Genomic DNA, 17,973 nt, shown 5'->3' with positions numbered 1-17,973 from the left:
AGTTGACCTGAAAATACAAATTTTCTTTGGAAACGATATATTTTTTAGCCTGTGCATATAGGGTTTTTGCTGCTGTTTAATTTAAAATTCACCATACTCTCTTTTGCAAAATTTGCTACGGTTTTATTGTCACTGCATAAGACCAAAGTTAGTATAGCAAAACTTTTGCTATGTCGGAATGGTACAATCCTGAATATTATATGGATTATTCCTGAACTTTTCTCTGAAACCGCTGGGAGGAAGGCCAAATTTCTTACTGAATATACGGCTGAAGTACAGAGGATCAGGATATCCTACACTTTTTGCTATTATTCCTACAGGGGTATTTTCCGTAACAAGAAGCTCCTTGGCACGGTTTAATCTATAAGTTGTTAAATAATCTCCCGGCCCCATCCCCGAGTATTTATTGAAAATATAATAAAGGCGGTTTTCATTTGCCCCGCTTTGCTCCGCCAATGCTCTTACGGAAAGAGAATCCATATAATGCTCATGGATATAAGAGACAATTTCTTCAAAAAGAACCTGTGAATCCTCACTGTTAAATCCTCTTGAAGAAATAAAAAGTTCTTCAAGGACACATCTGAAAAGAGTTTCCGTTTGAAATGCCGGAAAAGGTCCGGGCTTTTGATAGGTTCTCCATAATTTATACAGCAGCTCCGATAACTTTGAATTTTTTCCAACGGAGATTTCAAAGTGGCTTTCAGTCAGACATATTCCATCTGCCAGTGTGTCTTTTATATCGTACAAAACGGATATATATTCCCATCTCTGGAATTTAGAGACTTTTTTCTCAAGAAGCATTTCAGCGCCTCCATGGATTATTCTTCCGGGAAATACCTGATAGAGGCTTCCGTTAAAATTAAATCGGGCATGCCCTCCTAAAGGAAAGATGAATCCGGGAAAAGGAGCCGTTTTCTGACTGTGAAATGTTCCGGGATTTATAGTATAGTGATATACGCCCTTAACTTTAAATAAGCTATTGGAAAAATGGCTTATAAGACTGTTTAGTTCTACTTCCATAGTATATTCTCCTTGATTATTGCATCTCTGATGAAATTAATCTTGCTAAGCGAAGCCAAAATGATGCAGGCGAAGGTTTAAAAATCTTTCTTTTAGCCTGCCGCACTATAATATACTTAATTTGCTTTTTTGACCCTATGAGATTTGATTTTAAAGGCCATAAAAAGAAAAAATCAAATTGACAATGCTACTACTTCATATAAATTCAAGTATAATAATGATATTTTCGTTTCTGCTTCCACAGTATAAATATCAGTTAGCCTTAGATAACTAGTATTTTATCATTATACTGTATAATTTACAATGATTATGAATTTATTTTATAGGATAAATACGTGAAAGCTTTTGTCTACGCAAAAATCTTTTTTGGGGAGATTTCTGCAGGAATCAATTGGTATCAGAAAAAATCCTGTCATCTGAAAGCTGATTTTTGTGAAGCAAAGACACTTTCCCGTTAAATTGACTAAACATCTGGTAGTTTTTCTAACTAAAACGCAAATAAAAAAGGAGGTATTCCTCCTCCTTAAATTTTTCCATCTTATAAACGCCTTTATTCTAGCCTTCCATTGCCTGCTTTAAATCTGATATTATATCCTCCGCCGATTCCAAACCTACAGAAAATCTAAGCAGACAGTCATTTATGCCCTTTGCAAGCCTTTCCTCCTCGGGTATATCCGCATGGGTCTGAAGCATAGGGTAAGTAATCAAGCTTTCCACCCCTCCAAGGCTCTCGGCATATTTAATAATCTCCACTCTTTCAAGTATACGAACTGCCGTATCACAGCACTCAGTTTCAAAAGAAATCATAGCACCGAAGCCGGAGGATTGTTTCTTGGATATTTCAATGCCCGGATGAGAAGCCAGGCCTACATAATATACTTTTTTTATTTTTTTCTGCTCAGTAAGCCATTGAGCAATTTTCATTGCGGTTTCCTGCTGCCGTTCCATACGCACAGGAAGTGTTTTTATGCTTCGTATTAAAAGCCAGCTGTCAAAAGCTGAAAGACAAGCACCTGTAGTTTTATATATAAATCTCATACGTTCCGCAAGCTCTTTATCAGCTACAATTAAAAATCCGGCTAAAGTATCGTTATGCCCGCCCAAATATTTTGTTCCGCTGTGTATTACCACATCTGCACCAAGAAGCAGCGGTTTTTGAAAATAAGGCGTAAGAAATGTATTATCTACAATAAGCAAAAGAGAATGCTTTTTGCAAAGCTTTGCCATTTCCTCAATATCTGTTACCTGCATCATAGGATTCGTTGGCGTTTCAATAAATACAGCCTTTGTTTCAGGTCTTATAAGATTTTTAACGGCGGAAATATCGGCGGTATCTGCAAAATCAAACAAAAGCCCGTTTTTTACTGAAATATGATTGAAAAGGCGGTGAGAGCCGCCGTAAAGGTCGTAAGAACAAATTAAATGATCCCCCGGAGAAAATACTTCCATTAATGTCGCAGTAGCCGCCATTCCTGTTGAAAAGGCCATGGCATCACAGCCGCACTCAAGGCCGGCCACGGTTTTTTCAAGATATTCTCTTGTGGGGTTCTGAAGGCGCGCATAATCATAGCCTGTACTCTCGCCTACTCCGGGATGAGAAAATGTTGCCGATTGAAAAATAGGAACGCTCACTGCTCCTGTTGTATCATATTTATCTTTGCTTCCATGAATACATCGTGTATTAAAGTCCATCATCATTCTCCTATCATTCACGGCTTTCCTCTTATTTCAATAAACAGGAATACCTCATAAATCTATTATATATAGTACATTATCGCCTCTTCTCCTTTATGCTTTTCAGCTTCATTTACAATATCTAAAAGGCTTACTTTGCATAAAGAATCATGAATGGCTTTATCCAAAACATCAAAAGCAGATAACCGCAACGCAGCCTCTATTTCAGGGCTGTTTTCAGAGACCGTATCCTGAGCAGGCTCAAAAAGTGAAAGCTCCACCGCCTTTAATACGTCCAGAACGGTTATCTGCTGAGGCATTCGTGTCAGCTGATACCCGCCCATTGCACCTTTTATGGAATTTACTATATTGCCTCTTTTAAGGAGTGAAAAAACCTGTTCAAGATAAATTTTTGAAATTCCGAGTTTTTCGGAAATACTTAAAATCGTAATATATTCACCGCTTTCATGCTGCTGAGCCATAAATACTACGGAGGCTAAAGCATAGCGTCCTTTTGCTGATATTCTCATATCTAATCCTCCATTTCATACTATAACACTATGTTTTAAATGATAAGATATATTTAAAGCTTTGTCAATGCATACTAAACATATAAATGAAATCAATCCCTCAGAAAATATTTAAAGACAGCCCGCGAATAAAAATATTAAATTACCATATAACAGTGAAACAATCACCTATTCTAAATAAAAATAAAGAAATGCCAATTTTATTTAATAAAGTATTGACAACAATTCATATAAGTATTAATATTATATCATATAAAACATATATTTATTATATGTTTTGACTTGTCCGGATTTAAGACCTTTTCTATGGAGATTTGTTATAAGCTTATTATCCTTCAATTATTTCAATGGCAGATATTCTATAGAAACAGTTTTATATTAAGACAAAATTATTTAATATTTCAAGGAGGTAACATTGTGGCAAATATTTATAAGAATTTAACGGACCTTATCGGCAATACGCCTTTGCTTGAGCTTCTAAACTACGAGAAGCATAACGCTCTTAACGCCACTATAATAGGAAAGCTCGAATATTTTAATCCTGCCGGAAGCGTGAAAGACAGAATAGCTAAGGCCATGATAGACGATGCGGAAGAAAAAGGGCTCTTGGTTCCTAATTCGGTAATTATAGAGCCTACCAGCGGAAACACAGGTATCGGCCTTGCTTCGGTTGCTGCTGCAAGAGGCTACAGAATAATTCTTACCATGCCCGAAACCATGAGCATTGAAAGAAGAAACCTTCTTAAAGCATACGGAGCGGAGCTTGTTCTTACAGATGGGTCAAAGGGTATGTCTGGGGCCATAGCAAAGGCAGATGAGCTGGCCAAAGAAACGCCCAATGCATTTATACCGGGGCAATTCGTAAATCCTGCCAATCCAAAAATCCACCGAGAAACTACCGGCCCTGAAATCTGGAACGATACCGACGGAAAGGTTGACTTTTTTATATCGGGAATAGGTACAGGTGGAACGATAACAGGAGCAGGAGAATATCTTAAATCCAAAAATCCCAATATAAAAATCATTGCCGTAGAGCCGGACGCATCTCCCGTCCTTTCCGAAGGAAAAGCAGGCTCTCATAAGATACAGGGTATCGGAGCAGGCTTTGTGCCTCAGGTTCTGGATACAACCATATATGACGAAATAATCCGTGTAACCAATGAAGACTCTTTTGCAGCCGCCAAGGAGCTTTCAAAAACCGAGGGCCTTCTGGTTGGAATATCCTCAGGCGCAGCTATTTGGGCAGCATCTGAAATTGCCAAGCGGCCTGAAAATGCCGGCAAAGTCATCGTTGCAATTCTTCCTGATACCGGTGAAAGATATTTGTCTACGCCTTTATTCTCCGAATAAAACAAAGCATTAAATTTTATGCATAAATAGGTCTGTTGGAATCGATATCGTAAATTTAAAGTTACACCGTAATAAAACCGTATATTCCCACAGGCTCAAAAATGTATTGTTTCTGAAAAAAACATGTATTTTTGAGCCTGCCGGGAATAGGCTTTTGTTACTTCTTTATATTAAATTGACAATACTCCCATTATATATAGGGCTTTTAAGTTTAACAGCCATAAAATCAAAAAATCCTCTATGATTTCACTTTTCATAGAGGATTTTTAGTGCTGGGTAAAGATAAAAATGAAATTGCAAATCTTTTTATTTTTACATTTCAATTATAGTTAACAAGGATAATTTTATCCTTGTTAACTATAAACTTTCCTTTTTATAATATTTTAAATTCAGCCGGCTATATATTTAATAATATCCTAAAGAAGCGATAAAACCATGCATAGTAGTATGTATATCCATCAGCAGCCGATTCTAATACGCATCGTATAAAATAATGTATTTAATGTAAAACAGTTTAAAGCACAGCGATTTCAAAATTCTCTTCTGCTGTTTCGTTCCCGTATTGCTGCCAAGCCCAAGCTTTAAATAGTTTTTAAATAAATGCTCTTATATATTTTCTCCATGACAATAGGATTATTGTTAAAATACTGATTCTAAAATTGATTTTTATTTTAAAAATGTCACTGCACCGCGGCTGAGAGCCAGTATGCTAGTTAATAAAGCCCCATCCTCTGCATAAAACTCCGGGGAGTGCAACGCAAATATAGTTTTGTCATCAGGGCGCCGAACGCCAACTCTAAAATATACAGAAGGGGCATTTTCTGTAAAACGGAAGAAATTATCGGAAGCCAGAAACAATGTACCCGGCTTAATGACTTTATCCGTGCCTAGAAGCGGGCGCAGTTCATTTACAAAAGCCTCAACAAGCTCTGCGTCATTTATAATGGAATCGGAACCCATAATAAAGCTTATCTCTCCCTCGGTACCTGTTGAAAGATTAATGCTTTTTATGCACTGGCGCATATATTCATGGACCAGTGTATGAGTTTCCCGTTTCGGTGTACGGATTGTCCCCTCAATATAAGCTGCTTTCGGCATAATATTGCTTCGTACACCCGACTGTACTTTACCCACTGTAATTACAACAGGCTCTATGGGATTTATCCTTCTTGAAACAACAGATTGAATCTCCAGAACAAACTTAGATAAAGCTACAATAGTATCTCCGCAAAGATGCGGTGTGGCAGCATGGCCTCCAGAGCCTGTAAAAGTCACTGAAAACTGACTTGAAGCAGACATAGCCGGCCCTTCTTTTACATGAATATAGCCTACCGGTGTGTCCGGGCAGGTATGGGCAGCCAAAAAAGCATCAACGGGAGGGTCTTCCAGCATGCCCATTTCCACAAGCTCCTCATATCCCCTGCCCTTTTCCTCACCGGGCTGAAAGCATAGCTTCACTGTTCCTGTAAACATGTCTGAAATTTGTGAAAGAACATAAGCGGTGCCTAAAAGAGAAGCGGTGTGTATATCATGACCGCATGCATGCATAACACCGTCCACCTCTGATTTATACGGAAGATTCCCAAGCTCCTGAATAGGCAGAGCATCCATATCCCCCCGCAGGCCAACGCATTTTCCTTCGCCTTTGCCTTTTATATAAGCAATGACTGCGGTTCCATGGGGATTTCGTTTATATTTTATACCCCATTGGCTTAAAGCCTTTTCCACTCTTTCCGCCGTATTAAACTCTTTTTCACTTAATTCCGGATGGCGGTGCAATTCATGGCGGATTTCCATAATCTCAGGATAGATTACCTCTCCCAGTTCTAAAATTTTACGGTTTATATCCATTCTATTGACGCCTTTCCCTATGATTTATAGTCAATTTACTTTTAGATTGAGACAGCTTAAAATAAGAAAAAGCAAATTGACAATGATACTATTTCATACTTAATCAAGTATAAAAGCGCTTACTGCGTCTTTTAACTGTTCCAGAGCCTTTTCTAAAATTGACCGCTGGGTGGCAAGGTTAAGTCTTGCAAAGCCCTCGCCTTCTTTTCCGAATTCATAGCCTTGGTTAAGCCATATTTTTGCCTTATCTAAAAGAAATGCCTCAAGTTCCTTATTGCCAAGTCCAAGAGAACGAAAATCAAGCCAAATAAAATACGTACCTTGAGCTTTGGCGAACTTTACAGACGGAATGTTTTCCTTAAGATATTGTTCAGCATAAAGGCGGTTTTGCAAAATATATTCTCTTACGCTGTCCAGCCATTGACCGCCATATTGATATGCCGCCTTTGACGCAGTTAGAGCAAAAAGATTTGAATCGGGAATGCCCGCAGCCTGAAAAGCTGTTTGAAATTTATTCCGCAGTTCTTCATTTTGTATCATTATATTTGAAAAATGCAGACCTGCTAAATTGAAGGTTTTACTTGGCGCTGTACATATTATGCTATTTAAGGCATATTTTTCACCCAATGAGCCAAGAGGAATATGAACTATGCCCGGAGCTGTTAAATCGGCGTGTATTTCATCCGATAGAATCAATACATTATATTTATCACATAGATCTCCAAAACGCAGAAGCTCTTCTTTCGTATAGATTTTTCCTATGGGGTTGTGAGGATTGCATAAAATAAAGATTTTGGGAGAATATTTTCTAATTTTTTCTTCAAAATCAGAAAAGTCAATCTCATAATCTCCATCCCTTTCAATAAGAGGACTTTCAAGGACTTTCCGCTCTGTTCGCTTTATAACTCTGAAAAAGGGATGGTATACAGGCGGCTGTATTAATATATAATCATCTTTTTCGCTGAAGGCATTGATTGCAGTATGTATTGCACAGATTACTCCCGGAGTGTTAAGAATCCATTCCGTATTGATTGCCCAATTATGACGCTTTAAAAACCAATTCTTTACCGCTTCAAAATAGGCCGGTTCTTTTTCTGTATACCCGTAAAATCCGATTTGAGCTCTTTCGGAAACGGCCTTTTTAATTTCAGGAGCAATTTCAAAATCCATATCCGCTATCCATAAGGGCAATACTCCCTCCGACCCAATGTTTTTGACTCTCTCCCATTTTGTAGCGTGAATCCCTGTAAAATCCGGCGGAATATTAAACTGTTCTAAAAAACTCATTTAATATGCTTCCTTTCTTTTATAATTTATACTAATTATTTTTTTCTACGGGCGCAGGCAAATCCGGCCCTAAAAGGCGGCCATAGTAGGAGCCTGTATTATAAAGAGCCGACGCAGGATTATGGCATAATACCCTGTCTTTTACTATGAGATAGGTTACCGGAGCTTTAGAATGCTTTATAAAAAGAGTATCATGCCCTACGCACAGTCCAATAATGATATTAAACTCCGTTTTAGCCTGATTTAAAAGCTCGGCCTGAAGTATAGGGTTGCACATGGCTTCATGATTACCCGGCCTGATTTTTTGAACTTCGGCTATGCCGATTTCTGTTTTGTCAATGGAGCCTACCTTGCATGCCACGCCGTAGAGCTCAATGCCTTTAGCCTGAGCCACTTTTGCAAATAAATTGCATTCGTTCAAAAGGCCGATACAAGTTGCAACACCAACCTTTTTATACCCCATTTTTTGAATAAACAGCAATGTTTCCTCAACCCTTGTCAGCTTTCCGTAATAATCTCCCTCTATGCCCGCGGCAGTCAAAGCAATTTTTTTATTTGTACGGCTGTTAAAATATTTCTTTGTCACATCGTCTATTACAGACTGCTCCGTATTTTCCGTCAGGCAAAAAGACGGATACTTTTTATCACGCTTTGCGCAATTTCCAACCGTACAATTTGCACAGCTAAGCTGCAATTTTTCATTCATAACAATTCCCCCACATGAAAACAATATTTATATTTTGTAAAGCGCGTCAAGTCTTACTATAGCACTGATATATATTTTAATGGCCTCAAGCAGATCATCTATACGAACTGCTTCATCAGCGGCATGGGCCCCTCCGAATTTACTTTTTTCACCTGCTTTTAGCGGAACTCTTGCGCCATAAGGAACAGAATTTGGAAAGTGTTTTGCATGGGTGCCTCCCCCTGTTGTAAATGGCGGCTGTAAATCCTCACCTAAAAATTCTTTAGCGCTTTCTATCAATATTTTAATCTGCGGACTTTCAGGATCATCATAACGGGTAGGGCTTTGACGGAGATTTTCTACAGTAAAGCCCTTCTCCTCACCTATTTTATAAAGATTTTTAAGCAGTTCATCAGCATTACTGCCAATTGAACGGCGGGCATTGAAATTTTGGCGAAGCTTTCTGTTCTCAAGCTTTATTATTCCTCCGATATGTGTGGTTTTTCCGGAAATTTCATCTTCAAAAGCGAAACCTATTCCCTCCCCGTAATAATCGGCAAAAGCTTCCGCTATAAACTTAACGGCATCATAAGCTTTTTTACCCTTTATTACATTACCGTCCGTAACAAATTGGGCAAGCTTTTGAATGGCGCTTCCAGTGTTTTCAGGGCGGGCGGCATGCCCTGCTATTCCCCTTGCAGAAATATGAACTCTTCCGTCCTCTCCTGATATTTCCACCGCTTTATCTTTTAGAGCATTTTTTATTTCCTGCAGATTAGCGTTTAATACTATTGCCGCATAATCGGGAACTGCATTAGACGACAATCCTCCGGAAAAATCAAGTATATTGCTGTCATCACCGATATCAAAAACCAAATCAGCCGATATGCTTCCTTTTTCTCCTATGCTTACAGGAAATTCACTGTCGCAGACTAAAGTATAGTCCGGTAAATCAGGATGCGTTTTTATATAATGCTTAACATCCTCCATGCCGCTTTCCTCATTTGCCCCCCATATTACTCTTACGGAATGGTCAAGCTCTATATTAAGCTCGTCAAGGGCCCCGAGAACATATAAAGCCGCAACGGAAGGCCCTTTATTGTCTCCGGCGCCCCGCCCGATAACATAACCGTCTTTTTCAACCGCATTATATGGTGCAAAAGTCCAGTCATTACCTTCATGAACCACATCTATATGCCCGATAATGCCTAATTCTCTTTTACTTTTTCCTTTTCTTATAAAGCTAACTGAATAATAATCATCATTTTCCGTTTCAAAGCCGTATTTATTTCCGAGTTCCAGCCCTTTATCAATAACGCGGGCAGTGCCTTCACCGAAAGGTGAGTTTCCAGCTGCCGCTTCGCGCACACTTCTGATGTTCACAACTGATATAAGGTCTTGAACCAGCTCGTTTCTATGCTCATTTACCCATTTGCTAAGCCGCTCCTTTAAATAATCTTCCATATGCAATATCTCCTTTAATAATTTAGTTTACCATAAAACATATATGTATAATATGTTTTATGGTATCATATGATAATTCAGGTGTCAATATTTATCATAAAGACTTTAAGCTTTATTTTTATAAGTAAATCTATGAAGAAGTAGCAAAAGCCTATTCCCAGCAGGCTCAAAAACGCTGCTTTCTTTAGGAAATGGTATCTATCTACGCCTATCGTCCATACAATTTTTTTGACTTTTACAATTCCACTTTATAATACATAAGATTTTCAAATAAAATTTTAATCCTCATAAAATTAAATCTAATAGAATTGCTCTTTTATACTAAATAAAATATTTGACAAACGTAAAGGGTTGTGATAATTTATATTTTAATACCATTAAAACATATATGTTAACAATGAATTTATTGGAGGTTACCCATGCTTATACTTAATTTAATTTTATGGGATTGCTGTCGATGTTGAAAGAAATTAAGATTTCTTGTACCATACCAATTTAATAATTTCAGGAGGAATATATATGAACTTTAAATCTAAAAAAATTGTTCCCGTTATTTTGGCTGTATTAACGCTTTTTATAACGGCCTGCCAAAGTTCTGATACAACACAGCCACAGCAATCCTCAAATACGCCTGCGAAGACAGAGGCTTCTTCTCCAAAGGAAAGCGAAACAAATAGGCCGGAAGCGTCTCCAAAAACATCGACTTCTCCGAGAGTGCTGAATGTGGGCATCACCAATGCAGCAAGCAATTTTGCCGCTTATACGAGTTTTGAATCCGTACAGTGGGGGCTTTCAAGCTTAATGTTTGATACCCTTTATAAGGTTGATATGGATGCCAATTACGAAAAGTTTTTGGCAGAATCTGTTACTACCGATGATAATCAAACCTTCATAATTAAATTGAAAGAGGCTCTATGGACAGATAACACCCCCATCACTTCCGACGATGCTATATACACAATTTATCTTTATGCAAATCCTGTAGTAAATTCAACCCAATCCCAGTATTTCAGCGTTATAGAGGGGCTTAACAGCACCGGAAGGCTTGACGAGGGAAAAACAGATATCCCCGGCATAAAAAAAATAGATGACCGCACCTTCTCTGTTACAACACAATTTCCTGTATCAACAAATTATTTTCTGGGCAATATAGGCTGCAACCTTCGCCCCCTTCCAAAACATATTTTTGAAAAATTCGATCTTGAAAATCTCGCTTCAAATAATTTCAATATTTCTCCCGATGTAACAAGCGGAGCTTACAAGCTCAAAAAATACGAAGTAGACCAGTACATACAATTTGTCCCCAACGAACTTTATTATCAGGGGGCTCCTCAATTAGACGAGCTGAATTTTAAAATATTAACGGCATCTAATATTGCGGTTCAGATTCAAAGCGGTGAAATCGATTTTAATATTAACGGAATAGGAAATATCAATATAGACGATTATGACAGCCTAAAGGATCTCCCCAATGCCGTACTGCACGTAAAAGAAGCGGTGCAGTGCCAGCTACTTGAAATTAACACCGATATATTCGAAGATGCAAAAGTACGTCAGGCCATTAGCCTTGCCATAAATCGGGATTTGATTGTACAGCAGGTGCTAAAGGGCATGGGCGCTCCTATTTATAATCCTTTTTCTCCAAGCGCAAAATTTAATAATGATGCTGTTAAGCCTGAATATGACAAGGAAAAGGCAAAAGCACTGTTGGAAGAGGCGAATTTCGACTTTAATAAAGAATATATATTTATTGTTCCAACGGGAAATCAGAAGCGTGAGCAGGCCGGAGAGGTTATAACTCAAAACCTCACGGAAATCGGTATTAAGGTTGTAATAGAAAAATATGATTTTGCCACATCTACTCAAAAAGCAAAAAATGGAGACTATGCATTTTTTATCCGTTCCACAGGGCCAAGTGAGGATAATCCTATAAGCGGATTCAAGGGGCTTTACGGCACAGGCGGCGGCAACAACATATCAAATATAAGCGACAGTGTATTGGATGAGCTTTTTGAAAAGGCTCTTCATGAGCAAGACGACAGCAAGCAGGCAGATATTATCAGCGATATTCAGCTTCGCCTTCAGGAAATCGGCTCCCCTTCCGTAGGCATCTATGCAGAAAGCCAATTGCAGGCTGTTAATAAACGCGCAGTAAATATAAGAATAGCCAATTCATCCCCCATTATTATAGCCAATGCCTTTGAGTGGACTGTAAAGGAGGAGTAACAGGCATTTTGCCGCTTATCCCACAGAGCATATAAAAACAGATATCGTAAGCAATACTTGTCTGGGACAGCATTTATTTTATAAATTCCTTTGAACACAGTAATTCCTAAAATTTCTTTATCACTGCTTTAGCGGATTACACATACTCAAAATTATGCTTGTGTAGCTTTAGAATATACCCTTTATTTTAAAGCTGCACAATATATTGTATATGTTTATAGCAAATTAAATTTGCCGTTTCTAAATTTCATGGCAAATCCTTTATGAAGAAGCAACAAAACCCTATTCCCTTAAGGATAAAAACTGCATTTATTAACTCCGCTCCCCTAAACTCGCGGGACATCTTTAAACCATACGTCTGTTCTTTAAATTCATGCCTTTTTATATTGCTCAAAGGTATAATTCTCCCATGAAAAATATGAAATTTAATATTTCTTCTGAAACGCATTTAGAACATCTGAATATAGGGCTTTATTACTGTTTTGCCTTAAATTTAACTATATATTACAAAAATACTTGAAAGGGATTATGCCAATGGTCAAAGAAGATACTCTTTTGGAAGTGGAAAATCTTAAAGTTAGCTTTAAATCAGATAAAAAAGAGCTTACAGTCATTGACGGCGTAAGCTTTGATATAGAAAAGGGAAAAACTCTGGGGATGGCCGGAGAATCAGGCTGCGGGAAAAGCGTAACCTCTATGGCCCTTATGGGCCTTCTCGGTAAAAAGGGGAAAATCCGCGGCGGAGAAGTGCGTTTTAAAGGCGAAGATCTGCTGAAAAAAAACAATGCTCAAATGCGCCGTATCCGCGGAGACAGCATAGCCATGATATTTCAGGAAGCCATGACTTCCCTTAATCCGGTCTTTACAATTGGCGGTCAGCTTACGGAAGCTATCCGTATTCATAGGAATCTTAGCGCCGCAGAAGCCAAATTGCGCGTACTTCATATGCTTACTGAGGTCGGAATCCCCCACCCCGATACAATATTCAAAAGCTATCCCCATATGCTCTCCGGCGGTATGCAGCAGAGGGTTATGATTGCCATGGCGATGCTTTGCCATCCGGAGCTCTTGATTGCAGATGAGCCGACTACAGCCCTTGATGTAACAATTCAGGCGCAAATACTTAGTCTCATGAAAAAATTTCAAATAGACACGGGAACATCCATACTTTTGATTACCCATGATTTAGGCGTATTGGCGGAAATGGCAGATAGAGTGATCATTATGTATGCCGGTCAAATAGTAGAAGAGGCCGATGTTTTCTCCCTTTTCGACAGGCCCATGCATCCGTATACACAAGGCCTTATGGATTCCGTTCCCCACGTCTGGGCAGAAGAAAATAAAAGGCTCAGTTCAATAAAGGGAAGCGTTCCTCCTTTGACGGATATGCCTAAAGGCTGCCGCTTCCATAATCGATGCGCATTTTGCCGGGACAAATGCAAAATTCAGACTCCGCCTCTCTTAGAAATCAGGAAGGGTCATTTTGTAAGATGCTTCAAATCCCAATGGGAAGAAAAGGAGGGTCCGCCCAATGCTTGATGTAAAAAAGCCTGAAGAATATTCAGAGCAAATTGAAATAATACAAAAAAGCCAAGAATCGAAGCCGTTATTGGAGCTTAAGGATGTAAAATCCTATTATCCCATAAAGAAAGGAATTATTTCCCGTATGGTAGGATACATAAAGGCTGTAGATGGGGTAAGCCTTTCGGTTTATCCGGGGGAATCCCTTGGGCTCGTAGGAGAATCCGGCTGCGGAAAATCCACCTTGGGGCGTAGCGTGCTTAATATTGACTTTGACGCCGAAATAAGCGGTTCCATTAAGTTTTCCGGTGGAAACATTTCCGGGATGAAAGGGAAAAAGGCCTTAAGCATGCGCCGCCAAATACAGATGATTTTTCAGGACCCCTTCTCCTCTCTGCCTCCCCGCAAGCGGGTTATAGATATTATATCGGAACCTTTGAAAGTACATCACTTATGTCCCGAAAATAAGATAGACATGAAGGTTGAAAGCCTCCTTGCATCGGTAGGGCTCTTGCCGGAGCATAAAAACCGCTATCCCAATGAATTTTCAGGGGGCCAGCGTCAGCGTATCGGAATAGCCCGGGCCCTAGCTCTCGACCCGAAGATGATTATATGCGATGAGCCCGTATCGGCCCTTGACGTATCGATTCAGGCCCAAATACTGAACCTTTTAAAGGACTTGCAGGCGGAATTTAATCTTACTTTTCTTTTTATTGCCCACGGACTCGGCGCGGTAAAATATGTAAGCAACCGCATAGCCGTTATGTATATGGGAAAAATTGTTGAGATTGCTTCAACCAAGGATATTTTCAGCTCCCCTTACCACCCTTATACAAGGGCCCTGCTAAGTGCTTATCCCGTTCACAATCCTCATCTTAGAGGACAAAAAAGGATTGTTTTATCAGGGGATGTGCCAAGCTCTATTAACCCTCCCGAAGCATGCCGTTTCGCATCGCGCTGCCCTATAGCATCAGAACGCTGCTATAAGGAAATGCCCCTGTTATCTTCTGTAAGCCCTAATCCATCTGATAGCCATCAGGTAGCCTGCTTTAAGCCCCAGCCCTACTACAATGGCCATTATTATAATATTTAAAAGGGGAGGATATCGATATGTTTCAGTATATCGTGCGCAGGATATTGATTTCCATACCTGTGCTTTTAGGCGTAACAATTATTTGCTTTTTAATCATCAATCTGGCACCGGGAGATCCCGTAGATATGATGATGGACCCTAATACGCCAAAGGAAATTCAGGAGGCAACCCGAGAAAAGCTGGGATTAAATCAACCGATTTATATCCGCTATTTTCAATGGCTTATGAATCTTAAAGACGGAAACTTCGGATATTCCTACAAAACCTATCAACCTGTAAAAGATATGATCGCCCAAAGAATCCTTCCCACAATTCAGCTTATGGGAGTTTCCCTTCTGGCGGGGCTTATGATTGCGCTGCCCCTTGGCGTATTAAGCGCCGTTAAGCAATATTCATGGATAGATTATATTTCCACCACATTCTCTTTTTTAGGCATTTCTGTTCCCTCATTCTTTTTCGGTCTTCTGGCAATTTATATTTTTTCTTTAAAGCTGGGATGGCTTCCTTCCAGCGGAACGATGTCTCTGGGTTCCGAAAAAACATTAATCGACAGTATACGGCATATGGCACTGCCTGTTACGGTTTTGAGCCTTAGTACGGCGGGGCAGTTTATCCGTTACGTTCGCTCAAGTGTGCTTGAGGTGCTTGGAAAGGATTATCTTCGCACCGCAAGGGCAAAGGGTCTTTCCGAAGCCTTTGTAATAGGGAAGCATTCCTTTAGAAATGCCGTTATTCCAATTATTACGATGCTCGGCCTGGAGATACCCGGACTTTTCGGAGGAGCGATTATAACCGAACAGCTTTTTTCATGGCCGGGAATAGGCCAATTGGCCGTGGGTGCTATTTCCGGAAGAGATTATCCTGTTTTAATGGCCGTTAATTTCATTACCGCTTTTTTAGTGCTGGCATCAGGCCTGCTGGCAGATGTCCTTTATTCTGTTTTTGATCCGCGCATAAAATATTGATTAAGGGAGTGATTGCAGCATGGATACATTTAATAAAGAGGGTTCCGATATAAAAGAACTCGTTATGGAAGCACACGACCCCGGCCAAAAGACCGATATAAAAACAGACAGCCTTTTAAAGCTTGTTGTAAAAAGATTTATGCGGCACAAATTGGCGTTAGGAGGTCTTTGTTTTGTTTTTATTATAGTGCTTACAGCAATTTTCGCACCCTTCGTTGCACCTTTTGACCCTTATGAAATGATGACCGATCATCCCTTTATGGGAGAACCTACGTCAAAATATCTTTTAGGCACGGATCCCCTGGGGCGCGACGTATTAAGCAGGCTTATTTACGCTTCCCGGGTATCTCTTCTGATAGGCGTAGGCTCAACAGCAATCAGCGTAACCATAGGCGTTACCTTCGGCTTAATAAGCGGCTATTTCGGGGGCTGGCTGGATATGATATTCATGCGTATGGGGGATATACTTATGTCGTTTCCCCGTATGCTTCTGATTATGGTTATGGTGAGTATTTTAAGCGGCGGCGGCCTTATGACGCTTATTACAGTAATGGGATTTTTAGGTTGGCCGCAGGTTTCAAGGCTTGTAAGAGGCTCCGTTCTTTCAGTAAAGAAGATGGATTATGTGCGGGCGGGAATTTCCATGGGTTTTAGCAGTTCTCGTATCATTATATCTCATATATTACCCAACGTTGCCGCGCCCATTATAGTAAATGCTACATTCAGCATAGCAAGGGCCATGATAACAGAAGCCTCCTTAAGCTTTTTAGGCATGGGGGTTCAGCCGCCGACGGCAAGCTGGGGCAATATGCTTAACAATACACAATCGTTGACTGTTTTGCTCAATACGCCTTCTTTATGGGTTTATCCCGGGCTTATGATTATGCTTACCGTAATGTCATTTAATTTTATCGGCGATGGTCTCCGCGATGCGCTTGATCCAAATATTAAAGAATAATTTTACTATTCCTGAATAAGTTTCCATATTAAAAACCCCAGGCAAAAGTAGTAATAATTTTTGTCAGGGGGTTTCTTTTAATTGATTTTATATTAAAATATAAGACAGAGCCTGATTATTTAAACTATGAGACCTATACTATAGCGAATCACCTCGGCAAGTGGTTTAGTGGTTTTACCAGAAAATAGAGGTTAAAGCATGTGAAGGGTTAAAAAAACTGATGCTACAGGCTAATTTTTGCAAACAAACCGCTTATGTAGAGTTTTAAAACAGGCTGGAAATAAAAAGTCTGTCAAAGCAAAAGCTCTGTAACCCTTCCCTTAATCAATACACATCTTTTTGTGCTCCGAAATGATTAAAAATAGTATAAATGCAGACATATAAATTGAATTCATTCCCTTCCGTATAAATGGTAACAAGAACCAATAAAAGAATATATCAAATACACAAAAAGGAAAAATATTAATAAATTATATATAGTAAAATATAAATATGCTAATATAATAAGCCAGAACCTTACTGCTAAAGAAAAATCAAAAGTAACTTACAGACATTAGCTATATCTCTACAGCTATAGAGACCCTTTATTTGTCTATTATTAAAGACTTATTAATACTTAATTTAATCAGGAGGACGCATATGTTCAATGGAATTATACAAGATATTAAGGCAATCAAAGAACGTGATCCTGCTGCCCGCAATACATTTGAAATTGTGCTGCTTTATTCCGGACTTCACGCAATATGGCTTCATCGCCCGGCCCACTGGCTTTACAAAAAAAAGCTTTTCTTTCCCGCGCGCTTTATATCACAGTTATCTCGCTTTTTTACAGGCATAGAAATCCATCCCGGGGCTAAAATCGGCAAAGGAGTCCTTATAGACCACGGTGCCGGTGTAGTAATAGGAGAAACTGCCGTGGTAGGAGATAACTGTACTTTATACCAAGGGGTCACATTGGGCGGAACAGGCAAAGATACAGGGAAAAGGCATCCTACTTTAGGAAATAATGTTTTGGTAGGCAGCGGCGCTAAAATCCTCGGACCTTTTACCATAGGAGACGGTGCAAAAATAGCTTCCAATGCCGTAGTTCTCCAGTCTTTGCCTCCAGGAGCTACTGCCGTTGGCGTTCCTGCAAGAATAGTAAGAGTAAACGGCAAAAAAATAGACGTAGGCAGTCAGCTTGACCACGTGCATATACCCGACCCTATTTCTCAAGAGCTTTCCCGTCTTTCTAAAGAAATTGCATTATTAAAAAAGCAACTTGAAGAAATCAAAACCAATAAAAACTTATCATAATATACAGCAGTAATTAAAATTAATGCTTATAATTAATTATAAGCTCTTTCGAT

14 protein-coding genes are annotated in these 17,973 nt (G+C 39.4%); 7 read left to right on the top strand and 7 right to left on the bottom strand.

Features of this window, described 5'->3' with window-relative positions; genetic code table 11:
* Positions 1-168: 168 nt before the first annotated feature.
* The 3 genes from NBX03_RS05740 to NBX03_RS05730 all read right to left on the bottom strand — a co-directional run bounded on the left by NBX03_RS05740 (position 169) and on the right by NBX03_RS05730 (position 3,224).
* Complete coding sequence (locus tag NBX03_RS05740; RefSeq protein WP_250229798.1) at positions 169-1,020, bottom strand: helix-turn-helix domain-containing protein; 852 nt, start codon at positions 1,018-1,020, stop codon at positions 169-171.
* A gap of 555 nt (positions 1,021-1,575) precedes the next feature.
* Positions 1,576-2,712 carry a trans-sulfuration enzyme family protein gene (locus NBX03_RS05735; RefSeq protein WP_250230228.1) on the bottom strand — a complete coding sequence of 379 codons (1,137 nt, stop codon included), beginning with the start codon at positions 2,710-2,712 and terminating at the stop codon, positions 1,576-1,578.
* A 65-nt stretch (positions 2,713-2,777) separates the two neighbouring features.
* On the bottom strand, positions 2,778-3,224 hold the full coding sequence (locus NBX03_RS05730; protein WP_250229797.1) for an RrF2 family transcriptional regulator: 447 nt from the start codon (positions 3,222-3,224) through the stop codon (positions 2,778-2,780).
* A gap of 417 nt (positions 3,225-3,641) precedes the next feature.
* Here NBX03_RS05730 and cysK point away from each other — a divergent pair, with 417 nt between their 5' ends.
* Positions 3,642-4,574, top strand: a complete 933-nt coding sequence (gene cysK, locus NBX03_RS05725) for a cysteine synthase A (protein WP_250229796.1) — start codon at positions 3,642-3,644, stop codon at positions 4,572-4,574.
* A 666-nt stretch (positions 4,575-5,240) separates the two neighbouring features.
* On the opposite strand, the gene NBX03_RS05720 is transcribed toward cysK, so the two are convergent.
* From NBX03_RS05720 to NBX03_RS05705, 4 genes are all read right to left on the bottom strand, one after another.
* On the bottom strand, positions 5,241-6,425 hold the full coding sequence (locus tag NBX03_RS05720; protein ID WP_250229795.1) for a M20 metallopeptidase family protein: 1,185 nt from the start codon (positions 6,423-6,425) through the stop codon (positions 5,241-5,243).
* Positions 6,426-6,524: 99 nt separating this feature from the next.
* A complete protein-coding gene (locus tag NBX03_RS05715) occupies positions 6,525-7,712 on the bottom strand; it encodes a MalY/PatB family protein (RefSeq protein WP_250229794.1) in 1,188 nt (395 codons plus the stop codon).
* Between the two features lie 31 nt (positions 7,713-7,743).
* On the bottom strand, positions 7,744-8,418 hold the full coding sequence (locus NBX03_RS05710) for a DUF1847 domain-containing protein (RefSeq protein ID WP_250229793.1): 675 nt from the start codon (positions 8,416-8,418) through the stop codon (positions 7,744-7,746).
* A 27-nt stretch (positions 8,419-8,445) separates the two neighbouring features.
* Positions 8,446-9,861, bottom strand: coding sequence for a Sapep family Mn(2+)-dependent dipeptidase (locus NBX03_RS05705; RefSeq protein ID WP_250229792.1), 1,416 nt, complete (start codon positions 9,859-9,861; stop codon positions 8,446-8,448).
* 519 nt (positions 9,862-10,380) lie between these two features.
* Here NBX03_RS05705 and NBX03_RS05700 point away from each other — a divergent pair.
* From NBX03_RS05700 to epsC, 6 genes are all read left to right on the top strand, one after another.
* Positions 10,381-12,087, top strand: a complete 1,707-nt coding sequence (locus tag NBX03_RS05700; RefSeq protein ID WP_250229791.1) for an ABC transporter substrate-binding protein — start codon at positions 10,381-10,383, stop codon at positions 12,085-12,087.
* Between the two features lie 534 nt (positions 12,088-12,621).
* Positions 12,622-13,626 carry an ABC transporter ATP-binding protein gene (locus tag NBX03_RS05695; protein WP_250229790.1) on the top strand — a complete coding sequence of 335 codons (1,005 nt, stop codon included), beginning with the start codon at positions 12,622-12,624 and terminating at the stop codon, positions 13,624-13,626.
* A complete protein-coding gene (locus NBX03_RS05690; RefSeq protein WP_250229789.1) occupies positions 13,619-14,701 on the top strand; it encodes an ABC transporter ATP-binding protein in 1,083 nt (360 codons plus the stop codon). Before NBX03_RS05695 ends, NBX03_RS05690 begins: the two co-directional genes overlap by 8 nt.
* 17 nt (positions 14,702-14,718) lie before the next feature.
* A complete protein-coding gene (locus NBX03_RS05685; RefSeq protein WP_250229788.1) occupies positions 14,719-15,666 on the top strand; it encodes an ABC transporter permease in 948 nt (315 codons plus the stop codon).
* A 19-nt stretch (positions 15,667-15,685) separates the two neighbouring features.
* Positions 15,686-16,624: an oligopeptide ABC transporter permease gene (gene opp4C, locus NBX03_RS05680; protein ID WP_250229787.1), complete on the top strand. Its 939-nt coding sequence runs from the start codon at positions 15,686-15,688 to the stop codon at positions 16,622-16,624.
* 639 nt (positions 16,625-17,263) lie between these two features.
* The gene (gene epsC / locus NBX03_RS05675) at positions 17,264-17,920 is read left to right on the top strand and encodes a serine O-acetyltransferase EpsC (RefSeq protein WP_250229786.1); all 657 of its coding nucleotides are present in this window, start codon (positions 17,264-17,266) and stop codon (positions 17,918-17,920) included.
* The last annotated feature ends 53 nt before the right edge of the window (positions 17,921-17,973 follow it).

Source organism: Anaeropeptidivorans aminofermentans, from assembly GCF_940670685.1.
GTDB lineage: Bacteria > Bacillota > Clostridia > Lachnospirales > UBA5962 > Anaeropeptidivorans > Anaeropeptidivorans aminofermentans.
This window is presented reverse-complemented; position numbering and strand designations above follow the sequence as displayed.